The organism is Streptomyces sp. NPDC092370 (genome assembly GCF_044755265.1).
Lineage (GTDB): Bacteria > Actinomycetota > Actinomycetes > Streptomycetales > Streptomycetaceae > Streptomyces.
Genome location: NZ_JBIVQO010000004.1, coordinates 519,585 through 535,716, shown reverse-complemented (window position 1 = coordinate 535,716; position 16,132 = coordinate 519,585). Strand labels below are relative to the sequence as shown.

The window sequence follows — 16,132 nt, the reverse complement described above, 5'->3', positions numbered from 1 at the left end:
GCGGCACCGCTGCGGCCGGACCCGCCGCATCCGCCCGGTCCGGCGGCATCGCTGCGGTCGGACCTGCCGCATCCGCCCGGTCCGGCGGCACCGCTGCGGCCGGACCCGCCGCATCCGCCCGGTCCGGCGGCATCGCTGCGGTCGGACTTGCCGCATCCGCCCGGTCCGGCGGCACCGCTGCGGCCGGACCCGCCGCATCCGCCCGGTCCGGCGGCATCGCTGCGGTCGGACTTGCCGCATCCGCCCGGTCCGGCGGCACCGCTGCGGTCGGACCTGCCACATCCGCCCGGTCCGGCGGCATCGCTGCGGCAGAATCCGCCGCATCCGCCCGACCCCACGGAGTCGGCGGGCACGGCGAGCTTCACCGCCCCGCCCGGGGCAGCCGGGGCGGTGGCGGCCGGCTGAGACGGCTGGCTTCCCAGGGGGAGCCCGGCGGGCGCGGAGGCCCGTCGGCGGGCTCCGCACGCACCGGGTCCGCCCGGCCCGTCGGACACAACCCCCGTCTGCCTAGCCCGCGCCAGGCTCCCCGGTCTCCACCGGCTTGCGCGCCAGCAGGAACGCGCGGGGCATCTTCTCCCCGGGTTCCGGCTCGCGCAGGACGCGCGCGTACAGGTGCAGACCCGCCCGCGTGAGGTGCCCGGCGACGGTGTCCGGAGTGCGCCAGTAGTAGTCGAGCGAGATCTCCTGACCGAAGCGCTCGGTCAGGCGCTGGTGTCCGTCCTCCCCTCCGGACTGGAAGCCGAGCAGGACGGGCGCGCCCGGCAGCAGGACGCGGTGGAACCCGGCGAAGACGGACGGCAGGTGATCGTCCGGCACGTGGATGATCGAGTAGAGCGCGACGATGCCGCCGAGCGTCTCGTCCGGCAGGTCCAGGGCCGTCATCGAACCGACGTGGAACCGCAGCTCCGGGTGGGCCTTGCGGGCCAGGGCCACCATGCGGGGCGAGGCGTCCACCCCGAACACCGGCAGCCCGGCCTCGTGCAGCCGCGCCGTCACGTACCCGGGGCCGCTGCCGATGTCCGCGACCGGTGGCCGCTCGACACCTCCGGAGGCCCGGGCCAGATCCACGAAGGCCGCGAGCAGCGCCTGCTCCAGCGGTTTCCCGGCCAGGCTGTCCGGGTGCTCGGCGGTATAGGCCTCGGCGATGGCGTCGTACGAGGACTGCGTGAACTGTAAGAACTCGGGGGCGCGCACGGGCGCACACTAGTGGAGGCGCGCGTCCGGCAGATGAACAAGCCCGTGTTCACCGCGCAGGGCGTGGTATCCGTGGAGAAGATGGATGGATACCGGAGTCGTGACGCCTGATGTGATCGAAGTCACATTCCGGGGGATGGGTGGCCCGGTCCAGCCCAAAAGGCTGGCCAGTTTACCCATCCCACTCGACAGCTATGCGCCCGGCGGTCATATTTTCCTCCCCTATCAGGTTGAAGTTTTGTTGATCCAGGGTCAGCCGACCGCCTTGGCGCCCTACCCTTCAAAGGGTGAAGCCACTGATGTCACTGGAGTCCGAGGTCGACCTTCCCGGAGGAGCCGTACTTCCCGGTGCCCTGCCCGATGCTCTACGGGCCGAGCTCATCGCGTTCCGACGCGACATGCACATGCACCCGGAGCTCGGCAACCAGGAGTTCCGCACGACCGCCGCGATCAAGGAGCGGCTCGAGCAGGCCGGCCTCAAGCCACGCGTCCTGCCCGTGGGGACCGGACTCTTCTGTGACATCGGCGTGGAGGGGGAGCAGTGGGACGGCGGTCCCAGCATGCTCGCGCTGCGGGCCGACATCGACGGCCTGCCCATCCCGGACACCAAGACGGAGTGCCCGTACCGCTCGACCGTGCCCGACCGGGCCCACGCCTGTGGTCACGACGTGCACACCACCGTCGTCCTCGGCGCCGGCCTGGTCCTCGCCGGGCTGCACCGCCAGGGCGCGCTGCCCCGCCCCATCCGGCTGATCTTCCAGCCCGCCGAGGAAGTGCTGCCCGGCGGTGCCGCCGACGCCATCAAGGGCGGGGCGCTGGAAGGCGTCGGCGCGATCATCGCCGTGCACTGCGACCCCCGGGTGGACGCGGGGAAGATCGGTCTCCGGGAGGGGCCCATCACCTCGGCGTGCGACCGGCTGGAGGTCGGCCTCGACGGCCCGGGCGGCCACACCGCACGCCCGCACCTCACGACCGACCTGGTCACCGCCGCCGCCCGCGTCGTCACCGACGTGCCGGCGCTGGTCGCCCGGCGCTTCGACAGCCGCAGCGGGCTCGCCATCACCTGGGGTCGCGTCGAGTCGGGCCACGCCCCGAACGTGATCCCCCAGCACGCCGAGCTCTCCGGCACCGTGCGCTGCCTCGACATCGAGGCGTGGCGGCAGGCCCCCGACGTCGTCGTCGCCGCCATCGACGAGATCGCCAACCTGCACCGCGCCAAGTCGGAGATCAACTATGTGCGCGGCGTCCCGCCCGTCGTCAACGAGCCCGGCGTCACCGAACTGCTGCGCGACGCCATGATCGCGCGGCGCGGCGTCGAATCCGTCGAGGGCACCGAGCAGAGCCTCGGCGGCGAGGACTTCTCCTGGTACCTGGAGCACGTCCCCGGCGCCATGGCCCGCCTGGGCGTCCGTACCCCCGGTGAGCGTCATGTGCGCGACCTCCACCAGGGCGACTTCGACGTCGACGAGTCGGCCATCACGGTCGGCGTGGAACTCTTCACGGCCGCGGCCCTGGTCAACGGCCTCCGCTAGCCACCTCCCTGGCGGCGCAGAAAACTGAGTGAGGAGCCACGACGGCGCCGCACGGATTCTCGGGGCGGGGAACTGCGCGACCGGCCACGGCGGAGCCGCACGGGTCCCTGGGGGCGCGGGGAACTGCGCGAGGAGCCACGGCGGCGCCGCACGGACTTGACGGCGCGGGGAAGTGGGCAGGGAGCCACGACGGCGCCGCACGGGTCCCTGGGGGGGCGCGGGGAACTGCGCGAGGAGCCACGACGGCGCCGCACGAGGAGGACGAGCCCGCACCCCCCAGGGGCCCCGGAGCGTCACCCCCGTACCCAGGGGCCCTGGGGGGTCACTCCCCGTACCCAGTTGCCCTGGGGGGTCACTCCCTGTACCCAGTTGCCCTGGGGCGTCACCCCCGTACCCAAGGGCCCCAGGCGTCACCCCCGCACCCAACCGCCCACCCCGGCGGAGCCTCCGGTTGCGAGCGGCGCAGCCTCACGGCAGCCTGGTGCGCGTCACGAGGTAGGCACGCGCCGTGTTCCCGAGTACACCTTTCGACCCCGTTCGATCCCGTGGTTCACAAGGGCGTAACGGGCCATCGGCACGAATGGATAACGGCCCCGCGGCGAACCGTTCCCAGGAGTGTCTACGCGCGTTAATGTGCGCCGAACCGAGCACCCACTGCGGGGCTTTGGAGAATGGGGAACTTCAGATGCGTCGGATTTCCAAACTGACCCGTGTCGCGGTGGGGGTCGCGTCGCTCGGGCTCGTCGCCACGGCCTGCGGCGGCACCAGCAGTGACAGCGGCGACAGCGACAGCAACGACCGCGGTGTCGCCATCGCGTACGACGTCGGCGGCAAGGGCGACCAGTCCTTCAACGACGCCGCCTTCGCCGGCCTGACGAAGGCCAAGGACGAGTTCGGCTACAAGACGGCCGACATCGAGCCCACCGAGGGCGAGACGGACGCCGACAAGGAGCAGCGCCTGGTCTCGCTGGCCAAGCAGGGCTACAACCCGGTCATCGGTGTCGGGTACGCCTACGGCCCGGCAATGAAGAACGCGGCCGCCAAGTACCCGAAGACCACCTTCGGCATCGTGGACTCCGTGGTCGAGGGCAAGAACGTCGCCTCCCTCGTCTTCGCCGAGGAGCAGGCCTCGTACCTCGCCGGTGTCGCCGCCGCCAAGGCCACGAAGAGCGACGTCGTTGGTTTCGTGGGCGGTGTGGACATCCCGCTGATCCACAAGTTCGAGGCCGGCTACCAGCAGGGTGTCGAGGACACCAAGCCCGGGGTGAAGGTCCTGTCGCAGTACCTCACCCAGACGGCCGAGGAGGGCGGCTTCGCCAGCCCCGACAAGGGCAAGGCCGCCGCCGAGGGCCAGATCGAGAAGAAGGCGGACGTGCTCTACGCGGCCGCCGGTCTGTCCGGACAGGGCGTCATCGAGGCCGCCGCCAAGGCGAAGGTCTGGGCGATCGGCGTCGACTCCGACCAGTACAAGCAGCCCCCCCTCGCCCCGTACAAGAACTACATCCTCACCTCCGCGCTCAAGGACGTCGGCGGAGCGGTCTACGCGCTGTCCAAGTCGGTCCAGGACGGCAAGCCGCTGACCGGCACGCAGACCTTCGACCTGAAGGTCAACGGCGTCGGCCTCTCCGAGTCGAACCCCGAGTTCGCCAAGGTCGAGGGCCTCAAGGAGGCCGTGGACAAGGCCAAGCAGGGCATCGACGACGGTTCCATCAAGGTGAAGACCGAGTAAGAACGACCCTCGCAGGGCAGCGGAGCGGGCGGACACCCCAGGTGTCCGCCCGCTCCGTGCTTCCCGGGAAGCGGATCACCCAGCGCCACCCCCCGTTTGCGGTCGGCAACACCGTGGCCAAGCCCCGGTGATGGCTAGGCCACGGGCGCATAACAAGGTGGACAGAAGGGGTTTTCAGGCAGGTCTACGCGCGTTAATCTGCGGCGAAGCCAGCGCTGAAGCTGAACCGTCCCGGCGCTGTGCGACCTCGTTGTACGACAGGAGCACCCAGACATGCGCCGGATTTCCCGGATCACGGTCGCAGGCGCAGCGACCGCCTCCCTGGCCCTCGCCCTCTCCGCCTGCGGCAGCACCTCGACCTCCGGGTCGTCCGACTCGAAGGGCGACAAGGGGCTCGCCATCGCCTACGACGTCGGCGGCAAGGGTGACCAGTCCTTCAATGACGCCGCCTACGCGGGCCTGGAGCAGGCTAAGAAGGAGTTCGGGTACAAGACGGCCGACGTGGAGCCCACGGAGGGCGAGACGGACGCCGACAAGGAGCAGCGCCTGGTCTCCCTGGCCAAGCAGGGCCACAACCCGGTCATCGGCGTCGGCTACGCGTACGCCGCGGCCGTGAAGGGTGCCGCCGAGAAGTTCCCGGACACCACCTTCGGCATCGTCGACGACGCCACGATCAACGCCAAGAACGTGGCCGACCTCGTCTTCAGCGAGGAGGAGGCCTCCTACCTGGCCGGTGTCGCCGCGGCCAAGACCTCCAAGTCGAAGGTCGTCGGCTTCGTCGGCGGCGTGGACATCCCGCTGATCCACAAGTTCCAGGCGGGCTTCGCGCAGGGCGTCAAGGACACCGACCCGAAGGTCAAGGTGCTCTCCCAGTACCTCACCCAGACGGCCGAGGAGGGCGGGTTCGCCAGCCCCGACAAGGGCAAGACGGCTGCCGAGGGTCAGATCGAGAAGAAGGCCGACGTCGTCTACGCGGCCGCCGGTCTGTCCGGTCAGGGTGTCATCGAGGCCGCCGCCGCCAACAAGGTGTGGGCCATCGGGGTCGACTCGGACCAGTACCAGCAGGAAGCCCTTGCCAAGTACAAGGACTCCATCCTGACCTCGGCGATGAAGGACGTCGCCAAGGCGGTGTACAACCTGGCGAAGTCGGTCGAGGACGGCAAGCCCGAGACCGGTATCGTTCGTGGCGATCTGAAGACCGGCGAGGTGAGCCTGTCGAACTCCAACCCGAAGTTCGCGGACGACGCCGAGCTCCAGGCAGCCATCAAGACGGCCAAGGAGAAGATCATCAGCGGCGAGATCAAGGTCAAGAGCAGCTGACGGGCGACTGCCTCGAAGCAGGCGGTAACCCCCGGGGTTACGTCCGCTCGACGGGGTACGGGGAGCTGCTCCTCGTGCCCCGTTGCCGCGGGGCGTCGGCCCCTTTGTATGCCGTAGGGGCGCTACGCGCGTAGACGGCCCCCGTCCCCAGGAGAGTGCGCCATCAACGCGTCCAGCAGCCCTCCGGCCGGAGCGGCGGTCAACGAATCGGTGACCGCCGTCGAACTCGCCGGGATCACCAAGCGTTTCCCCGGAGTCGTGGCCAACCACGACATCCACCTCAGCGTCCGCAAGGGCACCGTGCACGCCCTCGTCGGCGAGAACGGCGCCGGCAAGTCCACGCTGATGAAGATCCTCTACGGCATGCAGAAGCCGGACGAGGGCACCATCTCCGTCGACGGCGAGCAGGTCACCTTCTCGTCCCCGGCCGACGCCATCGCCCGCGGCATCGGCATGGTCCACCAGCACTTCATGCTCGCCGACAACCTCACGGTCCTGGAGAACGTGGTCCTCGGCAGCGAGAAGCTCTACGGGATCGGCGCCAAGGCCCGCCGCAAGATCAAGGACCTCTCCGAGCGCTACGGTCTCGGCGTCGAGCCCGACCTCCTCGTCGAGGAGCTCGGCGTCGCCGCCCGCCAGCGCGTGGAGATCCTCAAGGTCCTCTACCGCGGCGCCACCACCCTCATCCTCGACGAGCCGACCGCCGTGCTCGTCCCGCAGGAGGTCGACGCCCTCTTCGCCAACCTGCGCGAACTGCGCTCCGAGGGCCTGTCGGTCATCTTCATCTCGCACAAGCTCGGCGAGGTCCTCTCCGTCGCCGACGACATCACCGTCATCCGCCGCGGCACCACCGTCGGCACGGCCGTGCCCGCCGAGACGACACCCCGCCAGCTCGCCGAGATGATGGTCGGCAGCGAGCTGCCCACGCCCGAGACGGCCGAGTCCACGGTCACCGACCGCCCGGTCATCAGCGTCGACCGGCTGCGCCTCGCCGCCCCCGGCGGCAAGGCCCTCCTCGACGACATCAGCTTCACCATCCACGCGGGCGAGGTCCTCGGCATCGCCGGCGTTGAGGGCAACGGCCAGACCGAGCTCGTCGACGCCCTCATCGGCCTCCGGTCCGCCGACAGCGGCACGATCCGGCTCGCCGACGAGGAGATCACCGCCTGGCCGACGCGCAGGCGCCGCGAGCAGGGCGTCGGCTACATCCCCGAGGACCGGCACCGCCACGGTCTCCTCCTGGAGGCACCCCTCTGGGAGAACCGCATCCTCGGCCACGTCACCGAGAAGCCCCTCGCGAAGGGCGTCTGGCTGGACCCGAAGGCGGCCCAGGAGGACACCCGCCGAATCGTGACGGAGTACGACGTCCGCACCCCCGGCATCGACGTCACCGCCGCCTCCCTGTCCGGCGGCAACCAGCAGAAGCTGATCGTCGGCCGCGAGATGAGCCACAAGCCGCGCTTCCTCATCGCCGCGCACCCCACCCGGGGCGTGGACGTCGGCGCCCAGGCCGCCATCTGGGACCACATCCGCGACGCCCGCCGCGAAGGGCTGGCCGTGCTGCTGATCTCCGCGGACCTGGACGAGCTGATCGGCCTGTCCGACACGCTTCGCGTGATCTACAACGGCAAGCTGGTCGCGGACGCCGACCCGGCCACCATCACTCCCGAGGAGCTCGGCTCGGCCATGACCGGCGCGGTCACCGGGCACCTCGAGCACGACGACACCCCCGAGACCTCGAAGGCCGACGCCCCCGAGTCTCCGGAAGACGAGGCCCGCTGATGAAGAAGTTCGACAAGGAGCGCGTGCTCCTCGCGGTGGCCGGACCGGTCATCGCGCTGGCCGTGGCCTTCGTCCTGAGCGCGATCGTGCTGCTCGCCTCGGGCAAGAGCCCCTTCGAGCCGTTCGCCTTGATGTTCGAGCAGATCGGCTTCTCGGACATCCAGGTGCTGATCATCAACCAGGCCTCGATGTACTACATCGCGGCCCTCGCGGTGGCCATCGGCTTCCGGATGAACCTGTTCAACATCGGCGTCGACGGCCAGTACCAGCTCGGCGCCATGATGGCCGCCGTCGTCGGCGCCCACATGAACCTGCCGGCCGCCCTCCAGATCCCGCTGCTGCTCCTGACCGCCGTCCTCACCGGCGCCTTCTGGGCCGGCATCGCCGGTGTCCTCAAGGTCACCCGCGGCGTCAGCGAGGTCGTCGCCACGATCATGCTCAACGCGATCGCCACCTCCGTGATCGCCTACATGTGGCTGCCGAACGTCTTCGGCGTCAAGGTCGGCAACAACAACACCACCGGCGAGATGTACGAGTCCGGCTGGATCCCCGGGATCAGCCTGGGCGACTCCGGCGAGATCTACGGCCTGGTGCTGCTCGCCGTCCTGCTCGGCATCGGCTACTGGATCGTCCTCAACCGCACCCGCTTCGGCTTCGACCTGCGCGCCTCCGGCGCGTCGCAGACCGCCGCCGCGGCCAGTGGTGTGGACCCCAAGCGCATGGTGCTCAGCGCCATGCTGATCTCCGGCGGCATCGCGGGCCTCGCCGGCCTGCCGATCCTGCTCGGCGACACCCACACCTACAGCCTGAACTTCCCCACCGGCATCGGTTTCCTCGGTATCGGCATCGCCCTGCTCGGCCGCAACAGCCCCGTCGGCATCGCCTTCGCCGCCCTGCTGTGGGCCTGGCTCGACAAGGCCTCGCCCGAGCTGGACTTCCACGGCTACGACAAGGAGATCGCGGTCATCATGCAGGGCCTGATCGTGCTTTCGGTCGTCGTCTCCTACGAGGCCGTCCGCGAATGGGGTCTGCGCCGCCAGCAGCGTCGCGTCGGCGCCGAACTCGCCGCCGGACACGTCCTCGGCGCTCAGAACACGAAGGAGGTGGCTGGCCGATGACCACCGCGACCGACGTCAACCAGCCCACGCTGCAGCCCGCGGCGCCGACCGGCCGCCGCCTGTCGTGGCCTGTCCTGCTGCTCATCATCGCCGGAGGCCTGGCGCTCACCTCGATCGTCCGCCTCATCACCGGCGCCGACGGCATCACCAACGTCAGCCAGATGTCCACCGCCCTCCAGCTCGCCGTGCCGATCGGCCTCGCCGGTCTCGGCGGTCTGTGGGCCGAGCGCGCGGGCGTGGTCAACATCGGCCTCGAGGGCATGATGATCCTCGGTACCTGGTTCGGCGCCTGGGCCGGCTTCCAGTGGGGCCCGTGGACGGGTGTCCTGGTCGGCATCCTCGGCGGCGCGATCGGCGGTCTGCTGCACGCCTTCGTGACCGTCACGTTCAACGTCAACCACATCGTCTCCGGTGTGGCCATCAACATCCTCGCCCTCGGCGCCACCCGCTACCTCGCGCCCCTCGCCTTCGAGGGCCACACGGGCGGCTCCGCCAAGCAGTCCCCGGCGGTGGAATCCCTCGGCCACTTCACCGTGCCGGGGCTGTCCGACGCACTTCGGGACCTGAACAACCAGGGCTGGTTCTTCGTCTCCGACATCGCCGGTCTGCTCGGCGGCCTGGTCACCAACGTGTCCTGGCTGACCCTGGTCGCCATCGCGCTGATCCCCGCCACCTGGTGGATCCTGTGGCGCACCGCGTTCGGCCTGCGCCTGCGCTCCTGCGGAGAGAACCCGGTGGCCGCCGAGTCCCTCGGCGTCAACGTCTACAAGTACAAGTACATCGCCGTCGTCATCTCCGGCGGTCTGGCCGGCCTCGGCGGTGTCTTCCTGTCCATCGTGGCCAACCCCTTCTACCTCGAGGGCCAGGTCAGCGGCCGCGGCTTCATCGGCCTCGCGGCGATGATCTTCGGTAACTGGATGCCGGGCGGCCTCGCCCTCGGCGCGGGCCTGTTCGGCTACACCGACAGCCTCAACCTGCGCGGCGGCTCCGCCAACGTCCACGCCCTGCTGCTGCTCGGCGCCCTCCTGCTGATCATCGGCGCCATCTGGCTGGCCGTGCGCAAGAAGTACGTCCCCTCGGTGATCACCGCGGTCGTCGCCGCCCTGGTGTTCGCCTGGTACGCGACCACCGACGAGGTCCCGAACCAGGTCGTCTCCGCGACGCCGTACGTCATCACCCTGGTGGTCCTCGCGATGTCCGCCCAGCGGCTGCGGATGCCGAAGGCGGACGGGCTGCCGTACCGCAAGGGGCAGGGCAAGTGACCGGCACCGGCCCGGCCGTCGACTGGGAGAAGCTGCGCGCGGTGGCCCGGGACGCCATGACCCGGGCGTACGCCCCGTACTCCGGCTTCCCGGTCGGCGTGGCGGCCCTGGTCGACGACGGCCGGATCATCTCCGGCTGCAACGTCGAGAACGCCTCGTACGGACTCGGCCTGTGCGCCGAGTGCGGCCTGGTGTCCGAGCTGCACAACACCGGCGGTGGCCGGCTGACGCACTTCACCTGCGTCGACCGCGAGGGCGACACGCTCGTCCCGTGCGGGCGCTGTCGCCAGCTGCTCCACGAGTTCGGCGGCCCGGACCTCCTGCTGGAGACCCCGGCGGGGATCCTGCCGCTGTCTCAGATGCTGCCCCAGGCCTTCGGCCCGGACCACCTCAGCAAGTAACTTCCGTGCGGCCCCTCTGAGTTGCTCACGCGACCGGCTCAGAGGGGCCGCGCGGCTTCTGGAACCATCGGAAGGAAGCCAAGCCATGGCCATGGACGTCATCTCCGTCATCCGCACCAAGCGGGACCGCGGCGAACTCAGCGACGAACAGATCGACTGGGTCATCGACGCGTACACCCGCGGGGAGGTCGCCGACGAGCAGATGTCCGCTCTCGCCATGGCGATCCTGCTGAACGGCATGAACCGCCGCGAGATCGCCCGCTGGACGGCCGCGATGATCGCCTCCGGCGAGCGCATGGACTTCTCGTCCCTGTCCCGCCCGACCGCCGACAAGCACTCCACGGGCGGCGTCGGCGACAAGATCACGCTGCCGCTGGCCCCCCTGGTCGCCGCCTGCGGCGCGGCCGTCCCCCAGCTGTCCGGCCGCGGCCTCGGCCACACCGGCGGAACCCTCGACAAGCTGGAGTCGATCCCCGGCTGGCGTGCGCTGCTGTCCAACGAGGAGATGCTGAACGTCCTCGACACCACCGGCGCGGTGATCTGCGCGGCGGGCGACGGCCTGGCCCCCGCCGACAAGAAGCTCTACGCCCTGCGGGACGTCACCGGCACCGTCGAGGCGATCCCGCTGATCGCCTCCTCGATCATGTCGAAGAAGATCGCCGAGGGCACGGGCTCGCTGGTCCTGGACGTGAAGGTCGGCACCGGCGCCTTCATGCGGACGCTCGAAGATGCCCGCGAACTGGCCTCCACGATGGTCGGCCTGGGCACCGACCACGGCGTGAAGACGGTCGCGCTCCTCACGGACATGGCCACGCCCCTCGGCCTGACCGCCGGAAACGCCCTGGAGGTCCGCGAGTCGGTGGAGGTCCTGGCGGGCGGCGGCCCCGCGGACGTGGTCGAGCTGACGATCGCCCTGGCCCGCGAGATGCTGGACGCGGCCGGCGTGAAGGACGCCGACCCGGCGAAGGCCCTGGCCGACGGCTCCGCGATGGACGTCTGGCGCCGCATGATCGCGGCCCAGGGCGGCGACCCGGACGCTGCGCTGCCGGTGGCCCGCGAACAACACGTGATCAAAGCCCCGGCCTCGGGCGTCCTGACCCGCCTCGACGCCTACGACATCGGCGTCGCCGCATGGCGCCTCGGCGCGGGCCGCGCCCGCAAGGAGGACCCGGTCCAGGCGGGCGCCGGCATCGAGATGCACGCCAAGCCCGGCGACACGGTCACCGAGGGCCAGCCCCTGCTGACCCTCCACACGGACACCCCCGAGCGCTTCGACTACGCCCTCCAGGCGGTCGAGGGCTCCTACGACGTGGCGGCCCCCGGCACGGACTTCACGCCGTCGCCGGTGGTGCTGGAACGTATCGCCTGACCAGGTGGTTCCCCTCTCGGGTGAACGGGACCGGTGGACCCCCGCCGGTCCCGTTCGGCATGCTGGGATCGGTGACGCACCGAAGGAGACCGCCATGAGCGCACTCACCGTGAGCCAGGACCCCGACCAGAACTGGGACGACCTCGTCCGGTTCTGGGAGGAGATGGAATGGCCCGAGGGCAGCAAGGTGGAGATCATCGAGGGGATCATCACCGTGTCACCTGCTCCCGCGTCCCGCCACAACGTGATCGCGGCCCGTATTCAGCGTCGCCTCTACTCCGCGATTCCCGAGGACTGGGAGATCTTCCAGACACAGGCGATCGCCGTGCCGTCCCGACTGGGCATGCTCATCCCGGACCTGCTGGTAGCGCCCGTGCGGGAATGCGCGGAGGCGGAGTCACACATCCCGGCGGCCCTGGCCGAACTGGTGGTCGAGGTGACCTCCAAATCCAACGCCCGCCACGACCGCGTCAGCAAGCCCGCCGCCTACGCCACTGCCGGGATTCCGCTCTACCTCCTCGTCGACCGCTGGGCTCCCGGGGGCCCGACGACGACGCTGTACGGGGAGCCGAAGGGCGAGGTCTACCGCGTCCTGAGCGCCGTGAAATTCGGTGATCCCATCAAGCTGCCGGACCCGTTCGACGTGACGATCGACACCGGTGAGTTTCCGGTCGACTGACCGTCACCCCAAAACCGCCGCCACCAGAACCGGCACCGCCGGCACCGTCGACAGCAGGATCGCCTCCCTCGCCAGCACCTCGCCCACCCGGTAGCCGCTCGCGTACGTGAAGAGGTTCCGGGCCGCCGGGAGTGCCGATGTCACCACCACGTCGAGCGGGGGCGCCCCGTGGAGGCCGAAGACGCCCGCCGCGAGGGCCCAGGCGTCCAGGGGCTGGACCGCCGGACTTGAGGGTCACGGCGAGGAGTCCAGGGGCCCGCTCGGCGCCCCGTAGGGGGAGGTGTGTTGCCCCGCAGGGGAGATGCCGAAGGCCAGGAGCACCGGCGGGCACCGACATGTCGCCGATCAGGGTCAGGGGGTCCATCAGCGGGCCCGGCACCGTGAGGCCCGACGCCGAGACGGCCACACCGGCCAGGGGGCCCAGCGCTATCGGATTGCGCAGCGGCGTGAGCAGCCGCTGCCACAGGGGCCGCTTCTCCCCGCCGCTCGCCAGGTCCAGGACCGTCAGCGCCACCGGTGTGACACCGACCAGCTGGAACAGCAGCACCGGCGCGACCAGGGACGCGTCGCCCAGCACGTACACGGCGATCGGGATGCCCAGGTTTCCGGAGTTGACATAGCTGGAGCACAGCGCGCCGATCGTCTTCCGGCCCACGCCCCAGCCACGCGCCACACCCACGAAGACACCCGCCGCCGCTGCCGTGCTCAACGCCGTGACCATCAGCCGGCCGGAGAAGATCACCGGCAGGTTCGCCGGGAGGTCCTGACCAGGCTCGCCTTCCATGTGGCGTCCCAGGCGCTGCTCTTCACGACCCTCGCACAGGCGGCCTCCGGGGGGCGCTGCCCCGGGTAGATGTGATCCTTCCGGCGCCGAACGATCCGCGCGGCGCCGACGGGGCGGACAGCCCCGATGAGTTACAGCCGCCCGCCGGGTCTACCGCTCGTGGACGCCATGACACCGCCCGTACTCGTACTGCCCGGTCCCGTCACCCAGGACGAGGCGAGAGGACTCAGCGACGATGTGCGGGCACTGCTGCACGGCAGCGGCGCCCGGGTCGTGGTGTGCGATGTCGCGGGCCTGGGGCCGCCGGGGCTCGCGGCCGTCGACCTGCTGGCGAGGCTCCAGCTGGCCGCCCGCCGGGCCGGGGGCCGGATCCGGCTGCGCGACCCGGACCCGGCCCTACGCGCCCTGCTCGACCTGGTCGGCATCCGCTTCGAGGTGGAGGGGGAGGTCGAAGAGCGGGAACCAGCGCTGAGTGTCGAGGAAACAGTGGAACCCGGTGATCCGGCCGTCTGAGATCTCCAGCACCTGGACCGCCCACGGCGTGAAGCCGCCCTTCTCCGGGTCCGGCTTGTACTGGGCGAACCCCGGCAGGCCGTTGACCTGCACCGGCACCAGCCGGGAACCCGCACAGGGCGCGCCGAGGGTGGTCATGAAGCCGGTGATGTCCTGCGTGCCGGTCAGCCACAGGTCGAACGGCGGCATCGTCATGACCGCGTCCTCGTGCAGCAGGGCCGTCAGTGCCGTCATGTCGTAGCCCTCGAAGGCCGCCACATAGCGGTCCAGAAGCTTCTGCTGGGCCTCGTCCAGCGGGTCGGAGACGGCCGCCGCGGCGCCCGGCTCCTGCCGCTCGGCCAGGGTGGCGCGGGCCCGCTGGAGGGCGCTGTTCACCGATGCCACCGAGGTGTCCAGCAGCTCGGCGACCTCGCTGGCCTTCCAGGCGAGGACCTCGCGCAGGATCAGCACGGCCCGCTGCTTGGCCGGGAGCTGCTGGAGGGCGGCCATGAAGGCGAGTCGCACGGACTCCTTGGCGACCGCCGCCTCCGCCGGGTCGTCGGTCGTGGGCAGCACACGGGCGTCCGGCATGGGCTCCAACCAGGTGTTGTCCGGTCGGGGGGAGAGGGCCGCCCGGGCGAGCGGGGTGGACTCCGTGAGGTCCATGGGCCGGGCGCGCTTGTTGCCCGCCGTGAGCATGTCCAGGCACACGTTGGTCGCGATCCGGTAGAGCCAGGAGCGCAGGCTGGAGCGGCCCTCGAACTTGTCGTAGCTGCGCCAGGCGCGGACCAGGGTGTCCTGCACCGCGTCCTCGGCCTCGAAGGAGGAGCCGAGCATCCGGTAGCAGTACCCCGTCAGCTCGGTGCGGTGTGCCTCCAGCCTGGTGTCCAGGTCCGTCGATGTCGCCGTGCCGTTCGTCATCTCCACCCACCCCTGTGGACGTTCTGTTCACGCGCCCTTGCGCATCAGCACTTCGGAAGCTACCGCAGCCCACTGACAACGGCCCCCCGAGCGCACGAAAGCGCAGGTCGAGCCCGGTGATGAGACCGGGTGCGCCAAGCCGGCGGGCCTTCACACGAGCTCCTTGACCGACATGAGCAGATGCCGGTGCTCCCCGGCCGGCGCCGCCGCACCCGCCTCCCCGCCGCCCGGCACGGCGTGCAGCAGCGCCCGCTGCCCGGACGGCACCCGTCCTCAGGCAGCCGGGGCCAGTCGCCGGCGTTGCAGCCGGGCCGCCCGGGTACCGAAGACGGTGATCGTCACGACGCCCAGGACCGCCAGCAGCCCGACCCCGACCGTCCCGGCCCAGCCGCCCGCGTGGAAGGCGATCGCGCCGACCGTGCTGCCCGTGCTGGAGCCGATGTAGTACGCCGACTGGTACAGCGCCGAGGCCTGGGCGCGGCCGTGCGTGGCCGTCTTGCTGACGGCCGAGGAGGCGACCGCGTGCCCCGCGAAGAAGCCCGCCGTGATCAGGACCAGGCCCAGCAGAACCAGGGGGAGGGAGCCGGCCAGGGACAGCAGCAGACCCGCCGCCGTCGTACCGCCGCCCACATAGAGCGCGCCCCGGCGGCCCAGCCGGCCGACCAGCCGGCCCGCCGTGGACGCCGACACCGTACCGACCAGGTACACCAGGAAGATCGAACCGATGATGCCCTGCGGCAGCGAGAACGGGGCCTCGGTCAGCCGGTAGCCGATGACCGTGTACACACCGCCGAACACCGTCATGAACAGCGCGCCGATCGCGTACAGCCGGCACAGCAGCGGGTTGGACAGGTGATCGCGGACCGTCCGGGCCAGGACGCGCGGCCGCAGCGAACCGGCCCTGAAGTGCTTCGGGGCGGGGAGCAGCAGCCGGAAGGCCACCGCACACACGACCGCGATCACGCCGATGACACCGACGGCGACCCGCCAGCCCCACTCCTGCGCGACCCAGCCGGTGATGACGCGGCCGCTCATCCCGCCGACGCTGTTGCCCGCGACGAACAGGCCGATCGCGGTGACCAGCGCCTTGGGGCTGACCTCCTCGGCGAGGTACGCGGTGGCCGACGCCGGCAGTCCGGCCAGGGCGGCGCCCTGCAGTGCGCGGAGCGCGATCAGCGCATCGAGGGAGGGAGCCAGCGGTACCAGCAGCCCGAGCGTCACGGCCACGGCCAGCGAGCCCGTCATGACCGCACGGCGTCCGAAGCGCTCCGACAGGGCGCTCATCGGCAGGACGAACAACGCCAGCCCGCCGGTCGCCGCCGCCACGGTCCAGCTCGCGTCGCTCGCGGCCACCCCGAACTCGCCGGAGATCAGCGGGAGGAGGGCCTGCGTGGAGTACAGCAGCGCGAAGGTCGCGACACCCGCGAGGAAGAGGGCGAAGCTCATCCGGCGGTAGCCGGGGCCACCCGGGGAGACGCGTGAGTCGGCGGCAGGGACAGAGGCAGCGGCGCCCACGACGGTGGACGCCCCGGTACTGGCGGGAGACATG

Annotated in this window: 13 protein-coding genes and 1 pseudogene; 10 read left to right on the top strand and 4 right to left on the bottom strand. The window is 70.8% G+C overall.

Annotated elements, in window-relative coordinates:
* Window positions 1-507: 507 nt before the first annotated feature.
* Window positions 508-1,194, bottom strand: a complete 687-nt coding sequence (locus tag ACIQHQ_RS16510) for a class I SAM-dependent DNA methyltransferase (protein WP_402612606.1) — start codon at window positions 1,192-1,194, stop codon at window positions 508-510.
* Between the two features lie 299 nt (window positions 1,195-1,493).
* On the opposite strand from ACIQHQ_RS16510, the gene ACIQHQ_RS16505 reads away from it, so the two are divergent.
* The 9 genes from ACIQHQ_RS16505 to ACIQHQ_RS16465 all read left to right on the top strand — a co-directional run bounded on the left by ACIQHQ_RS16505 (window position 1,494) and on the right by ACIQHQ_RS16465 (window position 12,386).
* A complete protein-coding gene (locus tag ACIQHQ_RS16505; protein ID WP_402612699.1) occupies window positions 1,494-2,726 on the top strand; it encodes a M20 family metallopeptidase in 1,233 nt (410 codons plus the stop codon).
* A 685-nt stretch (window positions 2,727-3,411) separates the two neighbouring features.
* Window positions 3,412-4,455, top strand: a complete 1,044-nt coding sequence (locus tag ACIQHQ_RS16500) for a BMP family protein (protein ID WP_402612605.1) — start codon at window positions 3,412-3,414, stop codon at window positions 4,453-4,455.
* 273 nt (window positions 4,456-4,728) lie between these two features.
* On the top strand, window positions 4,729-5,775 hold the full coding sequence (locus ACIQHQ_RS16495; protein ID WP_402612604.1) for a BMP family protein: 1,047 nt from the start codon (window positions 4,729-4,731) through the stop codon (window positions 5,773-5,775).
* A 210-nt stretch (window positions 5,776-5,985) separates the two neighbouring features.
* Window positions 5,986-7,557: an ABC transporter ATP-binding protein gene (locus ACIQHQ_RS16490; RefSeq protein ID WP_402612603.1), complete on the top strand. Its 1,572-nt coding sequence runs from the start codon at window positions 5,986-5,988 to the stop codon at window positions 7,555-7,557.
* A complete protein-coding gene (locus ACIQHQ_RS16485) occupies window positions 7,557-8,675 on the top strand; it encodes an ABC transporter permease (protein ID WP_402612601.1) in 1,119 nt (372 codons plus the stop codon). The genes ACIQHQ_RS16490 and ACIQHQ_RS16485 overlap by 1 nt, the downstream gene beginning before the upstream one ends.
* Entirely contained in the window at window positions 8,672-9,937 is a 1,266-nt protein-coding gene (locus ACIQHQ_RS16480) for an ABC transporter permease (protein WP_402612599.1), read from the top strand. The genes ACIQHQ_RS16485 and ACIQHQ_RS16480 overlap by 4 nt, the downstream gene beginning before the upstream one ends.
* Window positions 9,934-10,338: a cytidine deaminase gene (locus tag ACIQHQ_RS16475; RefSeq protein WP_402612597.1), complete on the top strand. Its 405-nt coding sequence runs from the start codon at window positions 9,934-9,936 to the stop codon at window positions 10,336-10,338. The genes ACIQHQ_RS16480 and ACIQHQ_RS16475 overlap by 4 nt, the downstream gene beginning before the upstream one ends.
* Window positions 10,339-10,423: 85 nt before the next feature.
* Window positions 10,424-11,707 (top strand): thymidine phosphorylase, encoded by a 1,284-nt coding sequence (locus tag ACIQHQ_RS16470; RefSeq protein WP_402612595.1) that lies wholly within the window; start codon window positions 10,424-10,426, stop codon window positions 11,705-11,707.
* A 94-nt stretch (window positions 11,708-11,801) separates the two neighbouring features.
* Window positions 11,802-12,386: a Uma2 family endonuclease gene (locus ACIQHQ_RS16465; RefSeq protein ID WP_402612594.1), complete on the top strand. Its 585-nt coding sequence runs from the start codon at window positions 11,802-11,804 to the stop codon at window positions 12,384-12,386.
* A 3-nt stretch (window positions 12,387-12,389) separates the two neighbouring features.
* Here ACIQHQ_RS16465 and ACIQHQ_RS16460 read toward each other — a convergent pair.
* Window positions 12,390-13,140: pseudogene (locus ACIQHQ_RS16460) on the bottom strand (AEC family transporter); the annotation flags it as partial.
* 156 nt (window positions 13,141-13,296) lie between these two features.
* Between ACIQHQ_RS16460 and ACIQHQ_RS16455 the strand changes: the two are divergent.
* Entirely contained in the window at window positions 13,297-13,683 is a 387-nt protein-coding gene (locus ACIQHQ_RS16455) for an STAS domain-containing protein (RefSeq protein WP_402612593.1), read from the top strand.
* Here ACIQHQ_RS16455 and ACIQHQ_RS16450 read toward each other — a convergent pair.
* A complete protein-coding gene (locus ACIQHQ_RS16450; protein ID WP_402612592.1) occupies window positions 13,567-14,583 on the bottom strand; it encodes a sigma-70 family RNA polymerase sigma factor in 1,017 nt (338 codons plus the stop codon). The genes ACIQHQ_RS16455 and ACIQHQ_RS16450 overlap by 117 nt on opposite strands.
* Before the next feature lie 273 nt (window positions 14,584-14,856).
* Window positions 14,857-16,131, bottom strand: a complete 1,275-nt coding sequence (locus ACIQHQ_RS16445) for an MFS transporter (protein ID WP_402612591.1) — start codon at window positions 16,129-16,131, stop codon at window positions 14,857-14,859.
* Window position 16,132: the final 1 nt, after the last annotated feature.